At 73.5% G+C, this 15921-nt stretch carries 14 protein-coding genes; 9 read left to right on the top strand and 5 right to left on the bottom strand.

All coding sequences use genetic code 11. The features are described 5' to 3' along the window. The first annotated feature begins 41 nt into the window (after nt 1-41). A complete protein-coding gene (locus K9S39_RS36900; protein ID WP_248867660.1) occupies nt 42-617 on the top strand; it encodes a hypothetical protein in 576 nt (191 codons plus the stop codon). 37 nt (nt 618-654) lie between these two features. On the opposite strand, the gene K9S39_RS36895 is transcribed toward K9S39_RS36900, so the two are convergent. The 3 genes from K9S39_RS36895 to K9S39_RS36885 form a co-directional block, all read right to left on the bottom strand. Further along, complete coding sequence (locus K9S39_RS36895; RefSeq protein WP_248867659.1) at nt 655-1143, bottom strand: NUDIX hydrolase; 489 nt, start codon at nt 1141-1143, stop codon at nt 655-657. 115 nt (nt 1144-1258) lie between these two features. Next, nucleotides 1259-1876, bottom strand: coding sequence for a hypothetical protein (locus K9S39_RS36890; RefSeq protein WP_248867658.1), 618 nt, complete (start codon nt 1874-1876; stop codon nt 1259-1261). 117 nt (nt 1877-1993) lie between these two features. Further along, nucleotides 1994-2824: a glutamate racemase gene (locus K9S39_RS36885; RefSeq protein WP_248867657.1), complete on the bottom strand. Its 831-nt coding sequence runs from the start codon at nt 2822-2824 to the stop codon at nt 1994-1996. Nucleotides 2825-2986: 162 nt separating this feature from the next. Here K9S39_RS36885 and K9S39_RS36880 point away from each other — a divergent pair, with 162 nt between their 5' ends. Then, complete coding sequence (locus K9S39_RS36880; protein ID WP_248869122.1) at nt 2987-4135, top strand: glycosyltransferase; 1149 nt, start codon at nt 2987-2989, stop codon at nt 4133-4135. An 18-nt stretch (nt 4136-4153) separates the two neighbouring features. On the opposite strand, the gene K9S39_RS36875 is transcribed toward K9S39_RS36880, so the two are convergent. After that, complete coding sequence (locus K9S39_RS36875; RefSeq protein WP_248867656.1) at nt 4154-5500, bottom strand: TerD family protein; 1347 nt, start codon at nt 5498-5500, stop codon at nt 4154-4156. Between the two features lie 243 nt (nt 5501-5743). On the opposite strand from K9S39_RS36875, the gene K9S39_RS36870 reads away from it, so the two are divergent. From K9S39_RS36870 to K9S39_RS36845, 6 genes are all read left to right on the top strand, one after another. After that, on the top strand, nt 5744-6214 hold the full coding sequence (locus K9S39_RS36870) for a DUF6643 family protein (RefSeq protein ID WP_248867655.1): 471 nt from the start codon (nt 5744-5746) through the stop codon (nt 6212-6214). A gap of 88 nt (nt 6215-6302) precedes the next feature. Beyond that, nucleotides 6303-7127 (top strand): MOSC domain-containing protein, encoded by an 825-nt coding sequence (locus K9S39_RS36865; RefSeq protein WP_248867654.1) that lies wholly within the window; start codon nt 6303-6305, stop codon nt 7125-7127. Nucleotides 7128-7278: 151 nt separating this feature from the next. Beyond that, nucleotides 7279-8172 carry an MEDS domain-containing protein gene (locus K9S39_RS36860; protein ID WP_248867653.1) on the top strand — a complete coding sequence of 298 codons (894 nt, stop codon included), beginning with the start codon at nt 7279-7281 and terminating at the stop codon, nt 8170-8172. Continuing rightward, nucleotides 8166-8657: an ATP-binding protein gene (locus K9S39_RS36855; RefSeq protein ID WP_248867652.1), complete on the top strand. Its 492-nt coding sequence runs from the start codon at nt 8166-8168 to the stop codon at nt 8655-8657. The genes K9S39_RS36860 and K9S39_RS36855 overlap by 7 nt, the downstream gene beginning before the upstream one ends. 297 nt (nt 8658-8954) lie before the next feature. Further along, on the top strand, nt 8955-9557 hold the full coding sequence (locus K9S39_RS36850) for an Rv1733c family protein (RefSeq protein ID WP_248867651.1): 603 nt from the start codon (nt 8955-8957) through the stop codon (nt 9555-9557). A gap of 169 nt (nt 9558-9726) precedes the next feature. Beyond that, the gene (locus K9S39_RS36845; RefSeq protein WP_248867650.1) at nt 9727-12162 is read left to right on the top strand and encodes a right-handed parallel beta-helix repeat-containing protein; all 2436 of its coding nucleotides are present in this window, start codon (nt 9727-9729) and stop codon (nt 12160-12162) included. Here K9S39_RS36845 and K9S39_RS36840 read toward each other — a convergent pair. Beyond that, nucleotides 12132-14570: a hypothetical protein gene (locus K9S39_RS36840; RefSeq protein WP_406708076.1), complete on the bottom strand. Its 2439-nt coding sequence runs from the start codon at nt 14568-14570 to the stop codon at nt 12132-12134. The genes K9S39_RS36845 and K9S39_RS36840 overlap by 31 nt on opposite strands. A 293-nt stretch (nt 14571-14863) precedes the next feature. Between K9S39_RS36840 and K9S39_RS36835 the strand changes: the two genes are divergently transcribed. Further along, complete coding sequence (locus K9S39_RS36835) at nt 14864-15781, top strand: DeoR/GlpR family DNA-binding transcription regulator (RefSeq protein WP_248867649.1); 918 nt, start codon at nt 14864-14866, stop codon at nt 15779-15781. The last annotated feature ends 140 nt before the right edge of the window (nt 15782-15921 follow it).

The following is a 15921-nucleotide window of genomic DNA, read 5'->3' as shown; positions in this document are numbered from 1 at the left end:
GTCAGACGACGCAGCGCACCGTCGCCACAAGGGAGTCCGACATGCGTAGGCTCATCGCCGTGCCGACCGTGCTGTTCGCGCTCGCCGCCGCGGGATGCGGGAGCGAGCACGAGGGCCCGGAGGTCACCCACCACACCGGCACCGAGGCCGCCCCCACCGGCCAGGGCGGCACACCGGACCCGGACTCCCCGTCGCCCGGGAACTCCTCGCCCGGCGTCCCTGGGCAGCCCGTGAACTGCGGCGAGATTCCCGACGCGCTCGGCCGGGCCAGGAACGTCGCCCTGTTCGCCGACCCGGGAGCCGACGGCACGGTGGGCTGCGAAGAGGCCCATGACGTGATGACCGAGTTCTTTCAGCGGGCCCCGCAGGAAGGCGGCGGCGAGGTGGGATCGCTGGCCGTGCGGGGCTGGTTCTGCCAGTTCGAGAGCGGCCCCACCGGTACGTGGATCACCACCTGCCGCAAGGACCGGCTGGAGATGCACACCGAGGAGGCCTCCGGGGAGCAGCCCGGGCCCGCGCCGTCCGAGGAGCCCGGTGCCCCGGACGAGTCCGAGCTCCCTCCGCTGCCCGAGGAGACCGGCGACCCGATGGACGAACCGTCCACGGAGGAGCTGTAGGCGTCGGCCCGGGGGCTCCTGCTTCGTCTCCGCCTGGCTACCCCTGGGGCACTTCCCCCATCCCGTGGAACCACGTCGGCCCGGCCTCGACCGCCCGCTTGATGCGGGTCAGGGCGTAGTCCGCCAGCTCCGGCAGGGCGTCCAGGGCGAACCAGCCCACCTCCAGCGACTCGTCGTCGTTGACCCTGGCCTCGCCGCCGATCGCCCGGCAGCGCAGCGTCACATCCATGAACTGGCAGACATCACCGTTCGGGTACCGGATCGGCGGCACCGTCTCCACCAGGACGACGCGCTCGGGGACGACCTGTACCGCGGTCTCCTCGTACACCTCGCGTACCGCGGTCTCGGCGGGCTGTTCGCCGGGCTCGGGGATTCCGCCGATCACCGCCCAGCCGCCGGTGTCCACCCGCTTGCCCAGCAGGACACGTCCCGCGTCGTCGAAGACGACCGCGGTCACCCCCGGCAGCCACAGGAGCTGGCTGCCGATGGACGTCCGGATCTCACGGATGAAGTCGGGGGTCGCCATGCTGTGAACCTTAAGGGAAAGCGCGGACATCGCCACGCCGCACAGGCACATGGCACCGGCACACGGGCACGCGTCCCCGATCCGCAAGGCCCGGATCCGCGACCGGGTCCGGCCCTCAGGCGCCCGCCGGTGTCCCGCCGCGCGTGCCCAGCCGGGCGCGGATGTACCGCACCGCGGCCTCCGCGTCATCGACGGTGACGGTGAAGGTGCGCCCGTCGGCGAGCCGGAGCACCATGCCCTCGCCCCGGCGTACGACGACGGCGGTGCCCTGTTCGGGGCGCCAGCGGTAGCCCCAGCCACCCCAGTGCCGGGGGGTGACCCGTGGCGCGAAGTCGGCGCCGACCACGTTGTCGAGAGGGATCCGGCGACGCGGCACCCCTATATGGCCGCACCGCACTTCCAGGCACTCCCGGTCGACCCGTACCGACACACGGACGTAGGCGAGCGTGCCGAAGAGCACCAGCAGGCCGACCGCGACACAGCCGACCACCGCCATCACCAGCGCCGTGAGCCCGGAGGGCCAGGGGCTCTCGACGGCCAGCTGGATACCGAGCGCCAGGCAGGCCGCACCCATGGAGGCCAGCAGCCACTGGACGCGGTTGGTGGCGCTGCCCTGCCAGACCTCGGGGATGTCCGTACGCGCACGGCCGACGGAGCGCGCGCGGCCGCCGGCGCCTTCGCTGCCGCCGTGGTTCCCGGGGGCTGCTGCCCCCTCGTGGGGGTGGTCCCTCATGACACGCAGCGTACGCGCCTTCGTATGCGGTGGCACCGCCTCGGCCGGGTCGTTCACGGCCGGGAGGCGCTCCGCGGTCGGGGTGTCACCGCACGTCGCGGGCGAGGGGTGACGTCGTCACGGGCGCGGCGCGGTGGCGGCGAGCTCGTCGGCCGCCGGAGCGTCCGCCGGTTCCGTACCACCGGCGAGCAGCCGGCCCGCCGCGTAGGCGAGCGCCACGGCCGGCAGTCCCGCCGGACGGCCGGACTCCAGCACGCGCAGACCGCCGGTCGGCGCGGCGGCGGGGGCCGGCTCGGCGCCGATGCGGCGCAGCGCCTGGGCGGCGACGGCCTCGGCCGAGCCGTGCAGGACGAGAGCGGGGGCGCCGGGCCGCTGGAGGGCGGTCCGGATGCGTTCGGCGACCAGCTCGTAGTGGGTGCAGCCGAGGACGACGGCCCGGATGTCCTGGGGGGTGCGCTGCGCGGCGGCCGCGACGGCGGCGTCGATGGCGCTCTCGTCCGCCTGCTCGACGGCGTCGGCGAGGCCGGGGCACGGCACACCGGTGACGCTCACCCCGCTCGCGAACCGTTCGATCAGATCCCGCTGGTAGGGGCTGCCGGTGGTGGCGGGGGTGGCCCAGATCGCGACAGGGCCGCCGCCGGCCGCGGCGGGCTTGATGGCCGGGACGGTGCCGACGACCGGCACGGCGGGTTCCAGTTCGGCGCGGAGCACCGGCAGCGCGTGCACGGAGGCGGTGTTGCAGGCGACGATCAGGGCGTCGGGACGGTGCGCGGCGGCGGCCCGTGCCACGGCCAGCGCGTGCGCGGCGACGTCGTCGGGCGTGCGCGGGCCCCAGGGCATGCCGTCGGGGTCGTTGGAGAGGACGAGATCGGCGTCCGGCCGCAGTCGTCGCATCGCGGCGGCCGCCGGCAGCAGCCCGGTCCCGGAGTCCATGAGCGCGATCTTCACCCGGACACCTTACCCGGCCGTCCATCTTTTCCTATCGACGCCGCCCCGGCGCGCGCACGCCCCGCCGGCACCGGCGCAACTCAGGTTCAGCCATACCGGGTACACCCTGTCGTTCGCCGGTGTGCCGTAGGTGTGGTGCGGCAGACTGCGGCCGTGGGAGCGATGGAGTGGATCGGCGCCGGGTCGCTGCTGGCCTGGGTGTGGCTGTTGCTGGGGCAGGGCTTCTTCTGGCGGACGGACGTACGGCTTCCGCCGCGCCGGGATCCGGAGCGCTGGCCTTCGGTCGCCGTGGTCGTCCCGGCGCGGGACGAGGCCGCGGTGCTGCCGGAGAGCCTGCCGTCCCTGCTCGCGCAGAAATATCCGGGCCGGGCGGAGGTCTTCCTCGTCGACGACGGCAGTACGGACGGGACCGGCGCACTGGCCCGTACGCTGGCGGCCGAGCGGGGCGGGCTGCCGCTGACGGTCTCCTCGCCCGGTGAGCCGGAGGCGGGGTGGACGGGGAAGCTGTGGGCCGTACGGCAGGGGATCGCGCTGGCGCGGTTCCGGGTCGCGCCGGAGTATCTGCTGCTGACGGACGCGGACATCGCCCATGAACCGGACAGTCTGCGGGAGTTGGTGGCGGCGGCGCGGTCGGCGGATCTGGACCTGGTGTCGCAGATGGCGCGGCTGCGGGTCGTGACGTTCTGGGAGCGGCTGATCGTGCCGGCGTTCGTGTACTTCTTCGGGCAGCTCTACCCCTTCCGCTGGGTGAACCGTCCCGGGGCGCGGACCGCGGCCGCGGCCGGCGGCTGTGTGCTGCTGCGGCTGGACGCGGCGGAGCGCGCGGGCATCCCGGAGTCGATCCGGCATGCGGTGATCGACGATGTGACGCTGGCGCGCGCGGTGCAGCGGAACGGCGGCACGATCTGGCTGGGGCTCGCCGAGCGGGTCAACAGCGTGCGCCCGTATCCCCGGCTGGCGGAGCTGTGGCGGATGGTCTCGCGCAGCGCGTACGCCCAGCTGCTGCACCGTCCGCTGCTGCTGGCGGCGACGGTCGCCGGTCTCGCGCTGGTGTATCTCGCACCGCCGGTGGTGCTGGTGGCCGGGCTGGCCGGCGGCGACAGGGCGGTCGCCACGCTGGGCGGGGCAGCCTGGGTGGTGATGTGCGGGACGTATCTGCCGATGCTGCGCTACTACCGGCAGGCGCCGTGGACGGCGCCGCTGCTGCCGTTCACCGCGCTGCTCTATCTGTTGATGACGCTGGACTCGGCCGTCCAGCACTACCGGGGGCGCGGGGCGGCCTGGAAGGGCCGGACGTACGGAGCGCTCTGAGCGCCGCCCCCGCCGCCGTCACTTCCTGGCGGGGGACCAGTCCAGACCCCAGCCGTAGGCGTGGTCGACGGTGCGCTGCGGGCTGACGCCGGGCTCGGGGACCAGATAGCGGGCCTCGCGCCGGACGACGAGTTCACCGCCGGTGTTGGTGATCAGGGCCAGCGCGCAGACGTTGGAGGGCACCGTGCAGGCGTCGAGCGTGAAGTCGACGGGGGCGCCGTGCTGCGGCTGGAGGGTGACCGTCGCCTGCAGGCCCTCGAAGCTCCGGGCGCCCGCGTACACGGTGACGAAGATCAGGATGCGTTTGATGCGCGCCTGGTGGTCGAGGTTGATGGTCAGGTTCTCGCCGGACGCGACGGCACCGGTGCGGTCGTCGCCGTCGAGCTGGATGAACGGCGGGGCGTGCAAAGCGCCGAAGTTGCCGCCGATGGGGTGCACCACCCCGGCGCCGCCGTCGGTCAGCTCGTACAGCGCGCACAGATCGAGGTCGAGATCGCCAGACGGGGGCAGCAGCGCGCCTCGGGCGCCGATGGCCTCCATCGCCTTGCGGCCGAGTTTCTTCGTCAGGCGCTTTCCGGTGGCGCCGCTGTTCCAGTTGAGGTTCACCCGCATCGCTCCGGAGGTGCCGCCCTGCTTCGTCAAGGAGACGGCGGGCGCTTCCTTCGTGAGGGTGACTTTTGTCAGACGAACGGGAGCGGGTGCGGGGGCCTGGGCGGGCGGTCCCGGCGGAGACGGAATTGACGCCGCCGGTTGACCGGCCGGCAACGGGGGCGCGGGGGCCGACGGCGCCACGGGAGGCGCGGCGGGCATGGCCGCAGGGGGCGGTGCGGCGGCCGGCTCCCCGTCCACGCTGATGCCGAAGTCGGTGGCCAGGCCCGTGAGCCCGGTGTCGTACCCCTGCCCCACCGCCCGGAACTTCCAGGCGCCTTGGCGGCGGTAGAGCTCCCCGAGCACGAAGGCGGTCTCGGCGGTGGCGTCCTGGCTGTCGAAGCGGGCCGTTTCGGCGCCGCTCGCCGCGTCCAGCACCCGGATGTGCAGACCGGGGACGCTCCCGAAGGCGCCGCCGTCGGCGGAGGCGGCCAGCACCACCGTGTCGACGGCGGGCTCGACGGCGGCGAGGTCGACGGCGAGGGTGTCGGTCATCGCGGTGCCGCCGGCCGGCCGCTTGCCCTCGTGGCGTACCGCGCCCGACGCATGCGCCGCCTGGTTGTAGAAGACGAAGTCCGCGTCGTCACGGACCTTTCCGGACACCAGGAGCAGGGCGGAGGCATCCACGTCCGGGACCCCGGGAGCGGCGTGCCAGCCCACTTCCACCCTGACCGCCGGTGCCGTGACCGGAACATTGCCGCCCTTGAGCATCGACATCGCGCGCCTTCCTCTCGACCGTGCCCCCTCAGCGGTGGCACCTCCCAACCTACTTGGCCGGGACCGTCCCTAACGCCCCCTGTTCACCTGCGAGAAGCGAGGTCTTTACACGATCCCTACGGGCGATCGCGACCGATTTCCACAAGTTCGCTCACATTGGGGTTCCCCGGCCACTCCCAACTCGCAAAACAACCCTCTTTTCAGTCTCCCCAATCGGCACATCGTGGGCTTAACTTAAGAGGCATGACCTCCCCCCGCTCTACCTACGGCGGCGGCTACTACGCTTCGCCCTCCTTCCCGGACACCCCGATCTACGACAGCCTTGTCGCAGAGCGTGGTACGCCCCAGATCGCCCCGATCCGGGTCTCTCCCCCTCCCTATGACACCGGCTCGTATCTGCCGGCGCTCCCCGCGGCACTGCCCGCACGCCCCTCCGCCCCCTCCTATCCGTCGGCGGGCCAGGGCCATCCCGGCGCCGCCGGGCATCCGGCCGCCCCGCTGCAGCACGCCCCGGCGCCGTACATCCCGCAGCAGGCGGGCGCCCGCGGCTATCCCGCCCAGCAACCGCAGCAGCCGCAGCGTCCCGCCGCGCCGACCGGCACGGGGTACGAGGCAATGCGTCCGGCCGCTCCGATGGCACCGCGTCCCGCCGCACCCCGGCCCGCCGCGCCCTACGACGACCCGTACGGCCGGCAGTACCCGCGGGGGTACTGATCGGGGGGACTGATCCGGTCCGACGGTCGCGGCACCGCGGTCACCGGCCCGTCGGCCGACTGTCCGAGGGGGCTGGCAGGATGGCTCCATGCTCATGCCCGCGCTGCGATCGATCCATCTCTACCCGGTCAAATCCCTGACGGGGTCCGGTCCCGGCGAGGCGGTCGTGGAGCCGTGGGGGCTCGCCGGGGACCGACGCTGGATGGTGGTGGACGCCGAGCGCGGACTGCTGACCCAACGCCCCCAGCCGAAGCTGGCGTTGGCGGCTGCCGAGGCGCTCCCGGGCGGTGCCCTCCGGCTGACCGCGCCCGGGATGCGGCCACTGACGGTCGAGGTGCCCGCGCCCGGGGAGACGGTCCCGGTCGAGGTCTGGCGGGACAAGGTCGAGGCGGTGCCCGCGGACCGGGCCGCCGCCGAGTGGTTCGGCGCGTATCTGGGCGTCGAGGCCGAGCTGGTGCATCTCGACGCCCCGGAGCGGCGCCGGCCCGTCGACCCGGTGTACTCCCGCCCCGATGACACGGTCAGCTTCGCCGACGGTTTTCCGCTGCTGCTGACGACCACCTCCTCGCTGGACGCCCTCAATTCCCTCATCGCCCAGGGCGACCACGCCGATGAGGGCCCCCTTCCGATGAACCGTTTCCGGCCCAATGTGGTGGTGGACGGCACCGCGCCCTGGGAGGAGGACGAGTGGCGCACGGTCCGTATCGGCGAGGTGGTCTTCGAGGTCGCGAAGCCCTGCTCCCGTTGCGTGGTGACCACCACCGACCAGCGCACCGCCGAGCGCGGCAAGGAGCCGCTGCGCACGCTCGCGCGTCACCGGCGCTTCGGAGACCGGTTGATCTTCGGCCAGAATCTGGTGCCTCGGGAGGTCGGCACGATCCGTATCGGCGACCGTTTCGAGATACTCGGCTGACGGGCCGGAGCGGGGCGCCGGACCCCGGCCCGGACCGCGTCACGGAGGCCCGCGGCGGCCGACGGGACTCATTGCGGGCCGGTCGCCGGCTGCCTACAGTGAGCACGGCGCCGCCGACGGGAGAGACCGACGGGGGGAGACAGAAAACTGCGTGTCGAAACCGGCGAGGGACAGCAGCGGCCATCTCATCCCCGTCCAGCGTCTGGAGCCCGGGGATCACGCCTTTGTGAGCTACGGCGATGACGAGGTGCGCTGGGACGTGGTCACGGCCTTCGTGCGCCTCGGGCTCGCCCGCGGCGAAAAAGTGCTGGTCCTCCCCTGCCCCAGGGTCCCCGGGGAAGAGGTGCTGGCCAGGATCGACTTCCCCAGCCGCAGCACGGCGCTGGCCCGCGAGCGCGGCCAGTTGGTGATGAGCAGCATGCGGGAGGTGATCGAGCCGGACAGGGAGTTCACCGTCGCACGGCAGCTGGCCCGGCTGCGCACGGAGACGGACCGGGCGACGGCCGAGGGGTACACCGGCCTGCGGGCGTTCATCGACATGGGCTGGTTGGCCGCGCTCGGCATGGACACCGGCGCGGTGGCCCACCGCGAGACCCATGCGGACGCGCTCTTCACCGGCGGGTCGTACACCGAGGTCTGCGCCTACGACCGCCGCCGCTTCGACCGCGGGCTGCTCGGCGCCATGGAACGGGCGCATCCGCGTGCCCTCCTGGAGCGGCTGGGCAGTCTGCGCGCGGTGCGCGACGCGGAGGACGCGCTGCGGTTCATCGGCGAGGCGGACACCGCGAACCGGGCCGCGTTCACCCGTTCGCTGGAGATCGCGCTGGCCCGTACTGCGTCGGCCCGGCGGCTGACCGTCGATCTGACCGGGCTGCACTTTCTGTCCGTCGGCTGCGCCACCAGCCTGCTCGCCCAGGTCAGCGGAGCCGTGGCACATGAAAGGGTCGAGGTGCGCTGTGACCGGGGGCAGGCCCGGATACTGCGGCGGCTGGGCGCCGGGGCGGTGCCCCGGCTGGCGCCGATGGAGGTGGTACGGCCGTGGTGAATCCCGAACCAGCCGGCGCGGCCGGTGCGCCGGCGGAGGAGTCCGGCCGCCGGCTGCTGCAGCGTCGCTTCACCGCCCGGCTGCTGCCGCAGCTGCGGCTGCTGGTGGAGGAGTGCGCGGCCCGCGAGGGGCTGCGCGAACCACGGCGCGGCGAGTTCGTGCTGGCGGTGGACGAGATCGCCGGGAACGCCGTGGAGCACGCGGGCGGCTCCGGGCGGCTGGTACTGCGCCGGGTGGGCGATGAGCTGGAGTGCCGGATCAGCGACGCGGGGCCCGGCTTCAGCGAGGCGGTGATTCCCGAGCTGCTGCCTGGTCTTGACGGGGCGCCGAAGGGGCGCGGGCTGTGGCTGGCGCGGCTGGTGTCGGACCGGTTCGCGGTCGCCGCGGCGCCGGACGCGGCGGGGACGGCGGGCACCGGCGGCGGCGCATCCGGCGGCGCCGACGTGTCGGGTGCCGTGGTGACGGTGGCCGTACAGCTGCGCTGACCGCCCGGCGCGGTCCCGTCGACGGCAGGGCGGCAGGGCGGCAGGGCGGCAGGGCGGCAGGGCCAAGGACACACCCCCACCGCTCGCCGGCAGCGGCTCCACGGTCCGCCGATGGCGGATAACTGCCCCTGCACACAACGGTGTCGAAGCGCCACCGGTGCTCATATCGGGCAGCCCTATCGCACCGGCGTTCCCACCGGCCGGCCCCGTATGGCGTGATGTTGCTCTCTCTTCACCGAACTCGCGCGTAACCGCCGCGCGATGCGGTATTCACGGACACGGAGAGGGGGCGCGGCGATGCGGGCGATGCGAGGGGTGTGGCACTGGCGGCACAATCCGCTTCGGCGCCGGACCGACCGGATCGAGGCATGGGCGGCGCTGATCGCCGCCCTTCTGATCGCTCTCGGGGCGGTCTCCGTCGGGTGGTTCACCGGCCAGGCCGCGCACGGCGCGCTCACGAAGACCGTACGGTTCCAGCACGAGCAGCGGCATCTGGTGTGGGTCACGGTCGACCGGCTGCTCTCCCAGGCCCCGCTGGACCCCGATCCGGAGACCTCCTCGCAGCGTGACGCGCACCGCCGGGTCATCGCCCGGTGGACGGCGCGGGACGGCAGCGAGCACATCGGGCAGATCTCCACACCGCGCCCCGTGGAGGCCGGAGAGCGCTTCCGGATCTGGACCGACGACCGTGGCCGGGTGCGGCCCCGCCCGATGGACGCCGGCACCGCCGGTACGCACGCGGTGCTGGCCGGTCTGGGCGCCGCGGCCGCCACCGGGGCACTGATCGAGGGCGGCCGGCGGCTCTTCGTCTGGCGGCTGATGGTGCGTCGCTTCCATGCCTGGGACGCGGCGTGGGAGCGCGCGGACGAGGACTGGGGACGGGCCGGGGCGGGCAGCTGACGGGGCGCCGTCCGCGGCGGCTGACCATGTCAACTGCCGCTCGCCGGGCGCGCTACGGTGGTGCAGCCAGCCGCTCGGCTGGGGCCTCGCAGACCGAATGCGGACATCCACGGACGGATGTGACTGCCGGGCCGACAACAGCCGTACGAGGTGGGGGCACGACAGCGCCATGGCACAGGGCTCGGTCCAGGTGACGCACTCCGGAACGTCGCGTTGGCGGCGCCGTACAGGGGAGTACAGCTCGCTCGCCGCCGCCCTGGAGGCCGCCGGGGACGGTGATGTGCTGACCGTGCCGGCCGGTACGTACCGGGAGAATCTGGTGCTGGTGCGTGCGGTGACGGTGCGCGGCCCCGAGGGTGCGCGCGGTTCGGTGCGGATCGCCCCGGCCGACGGCGTGGCACTGACCATACGTGCCTCGGCGACCGTCCACGATCTGCATCTGGAGGCGACGGACTCGGCCTCGCCCGCGCTGCTGGTGGAGCACGGCTCCCCGGAGCTGGCCGATCTGCGGGTGGTGACCCGCTCCGCGTCCGGCATCGAGGTCCGCGGCGGCGCCCGTCCGACGGTGCGCCGCTGCACGGTCGACAATGCGAGCGGGGTGGGCATCAGCGTCCTGGACGGGGCCGGCGGGGTCTTCGAGGAGTGCGAGGTGATGGCCGCCGGGCAGGCCGGTGTGGCGGTGCGCGGCGGGGGCCATCCGCGGCTGGAGAACTGCCGGATCCACCACGCGTCCGGCGCCGGACTGTCGGTCAACGGCGAGGGCAGCGCGGTCGAGGCGGTGGGCTGCGAGCTGTACGAGATCAAGGGCGCCGGGATCCAGGTGGCGGCGCGGGCCACCGGCCATCTCACCGACTGCACGGTGCACCGCACCTCGGCGGACGGCGTCACGCTGGACACCGACGCGGTCCTCACGCTCGCCGACTGCGATATCCACGACGTCCCGGAGAACGCGGTCGATCTGCGGTCCCGTTCGGTGCTGACGCTGACCCGCGGCACGGTGCGGCACTTCGGCCGCAACGGTCTGTCCGTGTGGGACCCGGGCACCCGGGTGGACGCCAACCAGTGCGAGATCCACGACAGTACGGGCGACTATCCGGCGGTATGGGTGAGCGACGGCGCGACGGCCGTGCTGGACTCGACGCGGGTGCACGACGTACCGGACGCGCTGTTCGTGCTGGACCGGGGCTCGCGCGCGGATGTGGTGGACTGCGACATCTCCCAGGTGCGCAACACCGCGGTGTCGGTGAGCGACGGGGCGACGGTGCAGCTGGACGACTGCCGGATCCGGGAGGCGGCGACCGGTGCGTGGTTCCGCGATCACGGCAGCGGCGGCACGCTCGCCAACTGCTCCATCGACGGCGCGCAGACCGGCGTGATCGTCACCAAGGGCGCCGATCCCACCATCGAGGGCTGCACCGTCAGTGCACCGGCCGAGGCCGGTTTCTATGTCTCCGCCGAGGGCCGTGGCACCTTCAACGGCTGCCGGGTCACTGGGAGTTCGGGCTTCGGCTTCCATGTGATCGACGGCTGCCGTACCACGCTCACGCGCTGCCGTACGGAGCGCTGTGCGCGCGGCGGCTACGAGTTCGCCGAAGGCGGCGCCGGGAAGGGCGACGGGCCGGTGGTCACGGACTGCACCAGCGACGAGAGCCGGACGGCACCGGCACCCCCCGTCGGGGCGGCGCCCGCCGTGCAGACGGCGACGCAGACCACCGGGCTGCTGGGCAACGTTCCGGTGATTCCCGCCCAGCGCACACCGCAGGACGTGGTGGCCGCCGAGCCGGCCGTCGACAGCCGCCCCTCCGACGAGGTGCTGGGCGAACTGGACACCCTCGTCGGGCTGGACAGCGTCAAGCGTGAGGTGCGCAGCCTGATCAACATGATCGAGGTGGGGCGCAGGCGGCAGCAGGCGGGCCTGAAGGCCGCGTCGGTGCGCCGCCATCTGGTGTTCACCGGCTCCCCCGGTACCGGCAAAACGACGGTGGCCCGGTTGTACGGCGAGATCCTGGCCTCCCTGGGGGTGCTGCAGCGCGGTCATCTGGTCGAGGTGGCGCGGGTCGACCTGGTGGGCGAGCACATCGGGTCGACGGCGATCCGTACCCAGGAGGCGTTCGACCGGGCGCGCGGCGGGGTGCTCTTCATCGACGAGGCGTACGCCCTCTCCCCCGAGGACTCCGGCCGGGACTTCGGCAAGGAGGCCATCGACACGCTGGTGAAGCTGATGGAGGACCACCGGGACGCGGTGGTGGTGATCGTGGCGGGCTACACCGCCGAGATGGAGCGCTTTCTGTCCGTCAACCCGGGTGTGGCATCCCGTTTCTCACGGACCATCACCTTCGGCGACTACTCCCCCGAGGAACTGCTGCGGATCGTCGAGCAGCAGGGCGAGGAGCATGAGTACCGGCTCGCCGAGGGAACCGGCGAGGCGGTGCTGAAGTACTTCACCGCGCTCCCCAAGGGGCCCTCCTTCGGCAACGGCCGTACCGCGCGGCAGACGTTCGAGGCGATGGTCGAGCGGCACGCGGGCCGGGTCGCGCAGCTGACCGACCCGAGCACCGACGACCTCACCCTGCTCTACGCGGAGGATCTGCCCGGACTGCCCTGAGGAGGCGGCGGACCCGGGCTGTCCGGCGCGGGTTCCGTCTCCGGGCGCTGGGCGGGTACGGCCGGGCCGAGCCGGGCGATCAGTTCGGTGCGTACCCTGGCGAAGGCCGGGTCGGCCTGGTAGTCGCCGTGGCCCAGGATCTGGGCGGGCAGCGGGTTCTGCAGTGTGCGGCCGTAGGCGAGCGGGTCGCACAGCGGGCCCAGGTCGATCGTGCGGCCGTCCTCGCCGTCCAGCCGGATCGGGCCGCCGATCGGGTCGGTGAAGCGCCACAGGTTGCGCCAGTCGTCCGTCTCACGGTGCAGGCCGGTGAGCGCGGGCGGGCCGAAGAAGGCGGGGAACCAGCGTCCGTAGAGGCGCTCCAGCGGGCTGCCGTAGGTGAGCAGGGCGACCCGGCTGCGGGTGACCAGGTCCAGCTGCCAGACGGCGGCCGACGCCAGCACGCTGCCCTGGGAGTGCCCGGAGATCACCACGCGCCCGTCGAACCGCTCGGTCCAGGTCGCGATCCGCCAGGTGAGGTCGGGAACGGCGCGCTCGGCGTAGCAGGGCGGCGCGAAGGGGTGGGCGGCGCGCGGCCAGAAGGTGCCGACGTCCCAGAGGATGCCGATGGTGCGGCGGGCGGAGTGGTCGCGGTAGGCGCGCCGGCCCATGGTGATGAGGAGGATGACGCCGGCGCCCATCAGCCAGGAGCCGAGGGACTCGGCGGTCTCGGCGGCGGCGTGCACGACGGGCGGCGCGCCCTCCGCGGCGCGGCCGGGCGCGAGGCCGGTGAGCCAGGCGCCGATCACCGCGCCGGTTCCCAGGACGAGCGTGACGGCAGAGGTGGCCGCGACCAGGACGGGTGCCTCGTCGGTCAGTCCGGCGCGGGCGATGGTGCCGGCGATGCGCTTCGTGCGGCGCTCGTCGTGGCGCTCGCGCGGGTCGTAGAAGCCGGCGATGTTCCCGGAGACCTGGCCGCGGACGAGCACCACGCGGACGGCGGCGAGCACCGCGACGACGGCGACGACGACGAGCAGGACGGGCAGCACGGACGCCTGCCAGGACAGCAGGACGGGCGGGCCGACGATCGGGCCGTGCGGCCGGTAGGAGGTGGCGCCGCCATCGATCCAGTCCCCGAACCGCTGGGCCACTCCCCCGGACAGCACGCCCCCGACCGCGCAGGCCAGCAGGGCGACGGCAGGGCCGCCCATGCCGCGCAGGGCGGTGCGCTGCTCGTCACGGGCAGCGCGCTGCAGGAGCCAGGCGGTCACGGCCAGTGCGAGCACCAGAACGCCCTGGAGGACGGCGATCCCGCCGAAGGCCGCGGCACCGGGCAGCGGGCCGTAACTCTGCGCTCCGGCACGCTCCCAGGCGGCGTGTACGGCAACGAGCGCAAGCGCGCCGAGCGAGGCGTACGGCAGCGCCCGCACCACCAGACGGTCGGACTGGTCGTCCGGGACGGCCTCGCTGCGGACGGTGCGCCAGACGACGACCAGCGTGGTGGCGACGAACACCACGACCAGGGCGGTCAGCACCTGGCCGATGGCGGTGAGGGCGGTGCCCGCGCCGCTGCGCTCGTCGAGCTTCGCGGTGGCGACGCGCAGGGCCACGGCGATGGTCAGCACGCCCGTCGTGGTGTGCGCGGCGCGCAGCCGGGCGACGAGGCGGCGGCCGTACCAGAAGCCGTGCATGCTGAGCGCGGTGCGTTCGTCGGCCGGGGTGTCGCGGGAGGTGCCGGGGGTGCGCGGCGGCGGGGAGGCGGATTCGTACGCGCTCCAGGTGCGGTGCGAAAGCCACCACAGGAAGCCGATGACCAGCAGGGGCACCGCGGAGGCCAGCACGAGACGCCGGCCGGGGGCGCTCCACCAGCCGGATTCGGCGGGGCTGAGGAAGCCCATCCAGGACCGGCCGGCGACGCAGGCCGGGGTGCCGGCGCACTGCCAGGCCGTGAGGTCGAGGGCGACCTCACAGGCCGCGGCGGCCAGCAGGACCGTGAGGGTGAGCGCGAGGACACGGACGAGCACGTCGTAGATCCGGTGCGCCTTGTGGTCGGGCGGTGCGGCCGGGCGCATCCAGTGCGCGAGGTTGGCGACCATGAAGGGCACCAGGAGCAGCCAGAGGGCGCGGGCGCCGTTGCCCGAGGTGAGGTTGGACCAGCAGTACGCCTCGCGGACCGCGCGGCCGCGGTAGTCGCCGGGGCGCGCCTCGGCGTCCGCGTCCTCGGTGCGGCGGTAGCAGGCGGCGGTGTCGTCGCCGGTGATCCGCTGAACGCGTGGGTCACCGAGCATCTCGTGCGGTGTGGTGCCGCCGACGCCGTGCACCAGGAGCTCCAGGGCGAGCTGCGGCCGGGCGGTCGGCGGGTCGGCCGGCGGTGACTCGGCTGCCGGCGGGTCGACTGCCGACGGAGCGGCTGTCGGTGACTCAGCTGACACTGTTTCGTGGCCCGTTGAGCGGGCGTGCGGTGTCGGTTCCGCGGTCTCCACTGGTCTCCCCCGGTGTCCGTGTGGCGCCGTGCGGTGCGGTGCCCCCAGGATTCTCTCTTTCCGGCGGGAGCGCATCCATCCGGCCCGGGTTGTGTGCGTATGTGCCACCCGGCCGCCGCGGAGCACCGGCACCCGGCCCGCTGTCGGTACCTCGTGCGAGGATGAGAGAAACCAGTGATCGCAAGGCGGCAGACGGCGCGGACGACCCGAGACGGCGAGCCGGGCGGAAGGGACGGGCCGGGGTGACCGACAACCAGAATCTCCTCGCGGAACAGCGGCGCGCCCTGATTCTCGACGAGGTCAGGCGGCGCGGCGGGGTGCGGGTCAATGAGCTCACCCGCAAGCTCGGCGTGTCGGATATGACGGTCCGTCGCGATCTGGACTCGCTGGCCCGCCAGGGCGCGGTGGAGAAGGTGCACGGCGGCGCGGTGCCGGTCAGTGAGCCGAGCGCGCACGAGCCGGGTTTTGAGGCGAAGTCGGCGCTGGAGCTGAGCGCCAAGGAGGCCATCGCCAAGGCCGCGGCCGAGATGGCGGCGCCGGGCAGCGCCGTCGCGCTGGCGGGCGGCACCACCGCGTTCGCGCTGGCGCAGCAGCTGCTGGATGTCCCGGATCTGACGGTCGTGACGAACTCGGTGCGGGTGGCCGATGTGTTCTACACCGCGCAGCGAGCGGCCGCGAGCGGCGGTGCGGGGCCGCGGCCGGGGGCCGCGACCATCGTACTGACGGGCGGGGTGCGTACGCCCTCGGACACCCTGGTGGGCCCGGTGGCGGATGCCGCGATCCGGTCGCTGCACTTCGATGTGCTCTTCCTCGGGGTGCACGGCATATCGGTGGAGGCGGGGCTGTCGACGCCGAATCTGGCGGAGGCGGAGACCAACCGGCATTTCGTACGGTCCGCGCGACGGGTGGTGGTGGTCGCCGACCACACCAAGTGGGGTACGGTCGGCCTGAGTTCGTTCGCCTCGCTGGACGAGGTGGACGTGCTGGTGACGGATGCCGGGCTGACCCCGGAGGCGCGCGCGGCGTTCGCGGAGCTGCCGCCGGAGCTGGTGGTCGCCGGCGAGCAGCCGGACGCCGCCGATCCGGCCGCACGAACCGCTACGGCCGCACGCCCCGATACGGCGGCGCGGGCCGCTGAACCGGTGCACGCCGACCTCTGAGCCCGTGCGCGCCGCCCTCTGAACCGGCGCACACGGACACCTGAGCCGTCACACGACAGACATCTGAGCCGACGTACGCAGACACCTGACGGCCCGCCAGCTATGGTGTACGGCGCAGGCCGACCGCCGTTCCCGTAGGG

This window comes from Streptomyces halobius (assembly GCF_023277745.1).
Lineage (GTDB): Bacteria > Actinomycetota > Actinomycetes > Streptomycetales > Streptomycetaceae > Streptomyces > Streptomyces halobius.
The sequence above is the reverse complement of the archived record's forward strand: the minus strand, read 5'-3'. Positions and strand labels throughout refer to the sequence as shown.

What these genes read in the sequence shown, in the direction of transcription:
- K9S39_RS36900 (WP_248867660.1), top strand. Translation starts at nt 42, where the DNA reads ATGCGTAGGCTCATCGCCGTGCCGACCGTGCTGTTCGCGCTCGCCGCC.
- K9S39_RS36895 (WP_248867659.1), bottom strand. Translation starts at nt 1,143, where the DNA reads ATGGCGACCCCCGACTTCATCCGTGAGATCCGGACGTCCATCGGCAGC.
- K9S39_RS36890 (WP_248867658.1), bottom strand. Translation starts at nt 1,876, where the DNA reads ATGAGGGACCACCCCCACGAGGGGGCAGCAGCCCCCGGGAACCACGGC.
- K9S39_RS36880 (WP_248869122.1), top strand. Translation starts at nt 2,987, where the DNA reads ATGGAGTGGATCGGCGCCGGGTCGCTGCTGGCCTGGGTGTGGCTGTTG.
- K9S39_RS36875 (WP_248867656.1), bottom strand. Translation starts at nt 5,500, where the DNA reads ATGTCGATGCTCAAGGGCGGCAATGTTCCGGTCACGGCACCGGCGGTC.
- K9S39_RS36870 (WP_248867655.1), top strand. Translation starts at nt 5,744, where the DNA reads ATGACCTCCCCCCGCTCTACCTACGGCGGCGGCTACTACGCTTCGCCC.
- K9S39_RS36865 (WP_248867654.1), top strand. Translation starts at nt 6,303, where the DNA reads ATGCTCATGCCCGCGCTGCGATCGATCCATCTCTACCCGGTCAAATCC.
- K9S39_RS36850 (WP_248867651.1), top strand. Translation starts at nt 8,955, where the DNA reads ATGCGGGCGATGCGAGGGGTGTGGCACTGGCGGCACAATCCGCTTCGG.
- K9S39_RS36845 (WP_248867650.1), top strand. Translation starts at nt 9,727, where the DNA reads ATGGCACAGGGCTCGGTCCAGGTGACGCACTCCGGAACGTCGCGTTGG.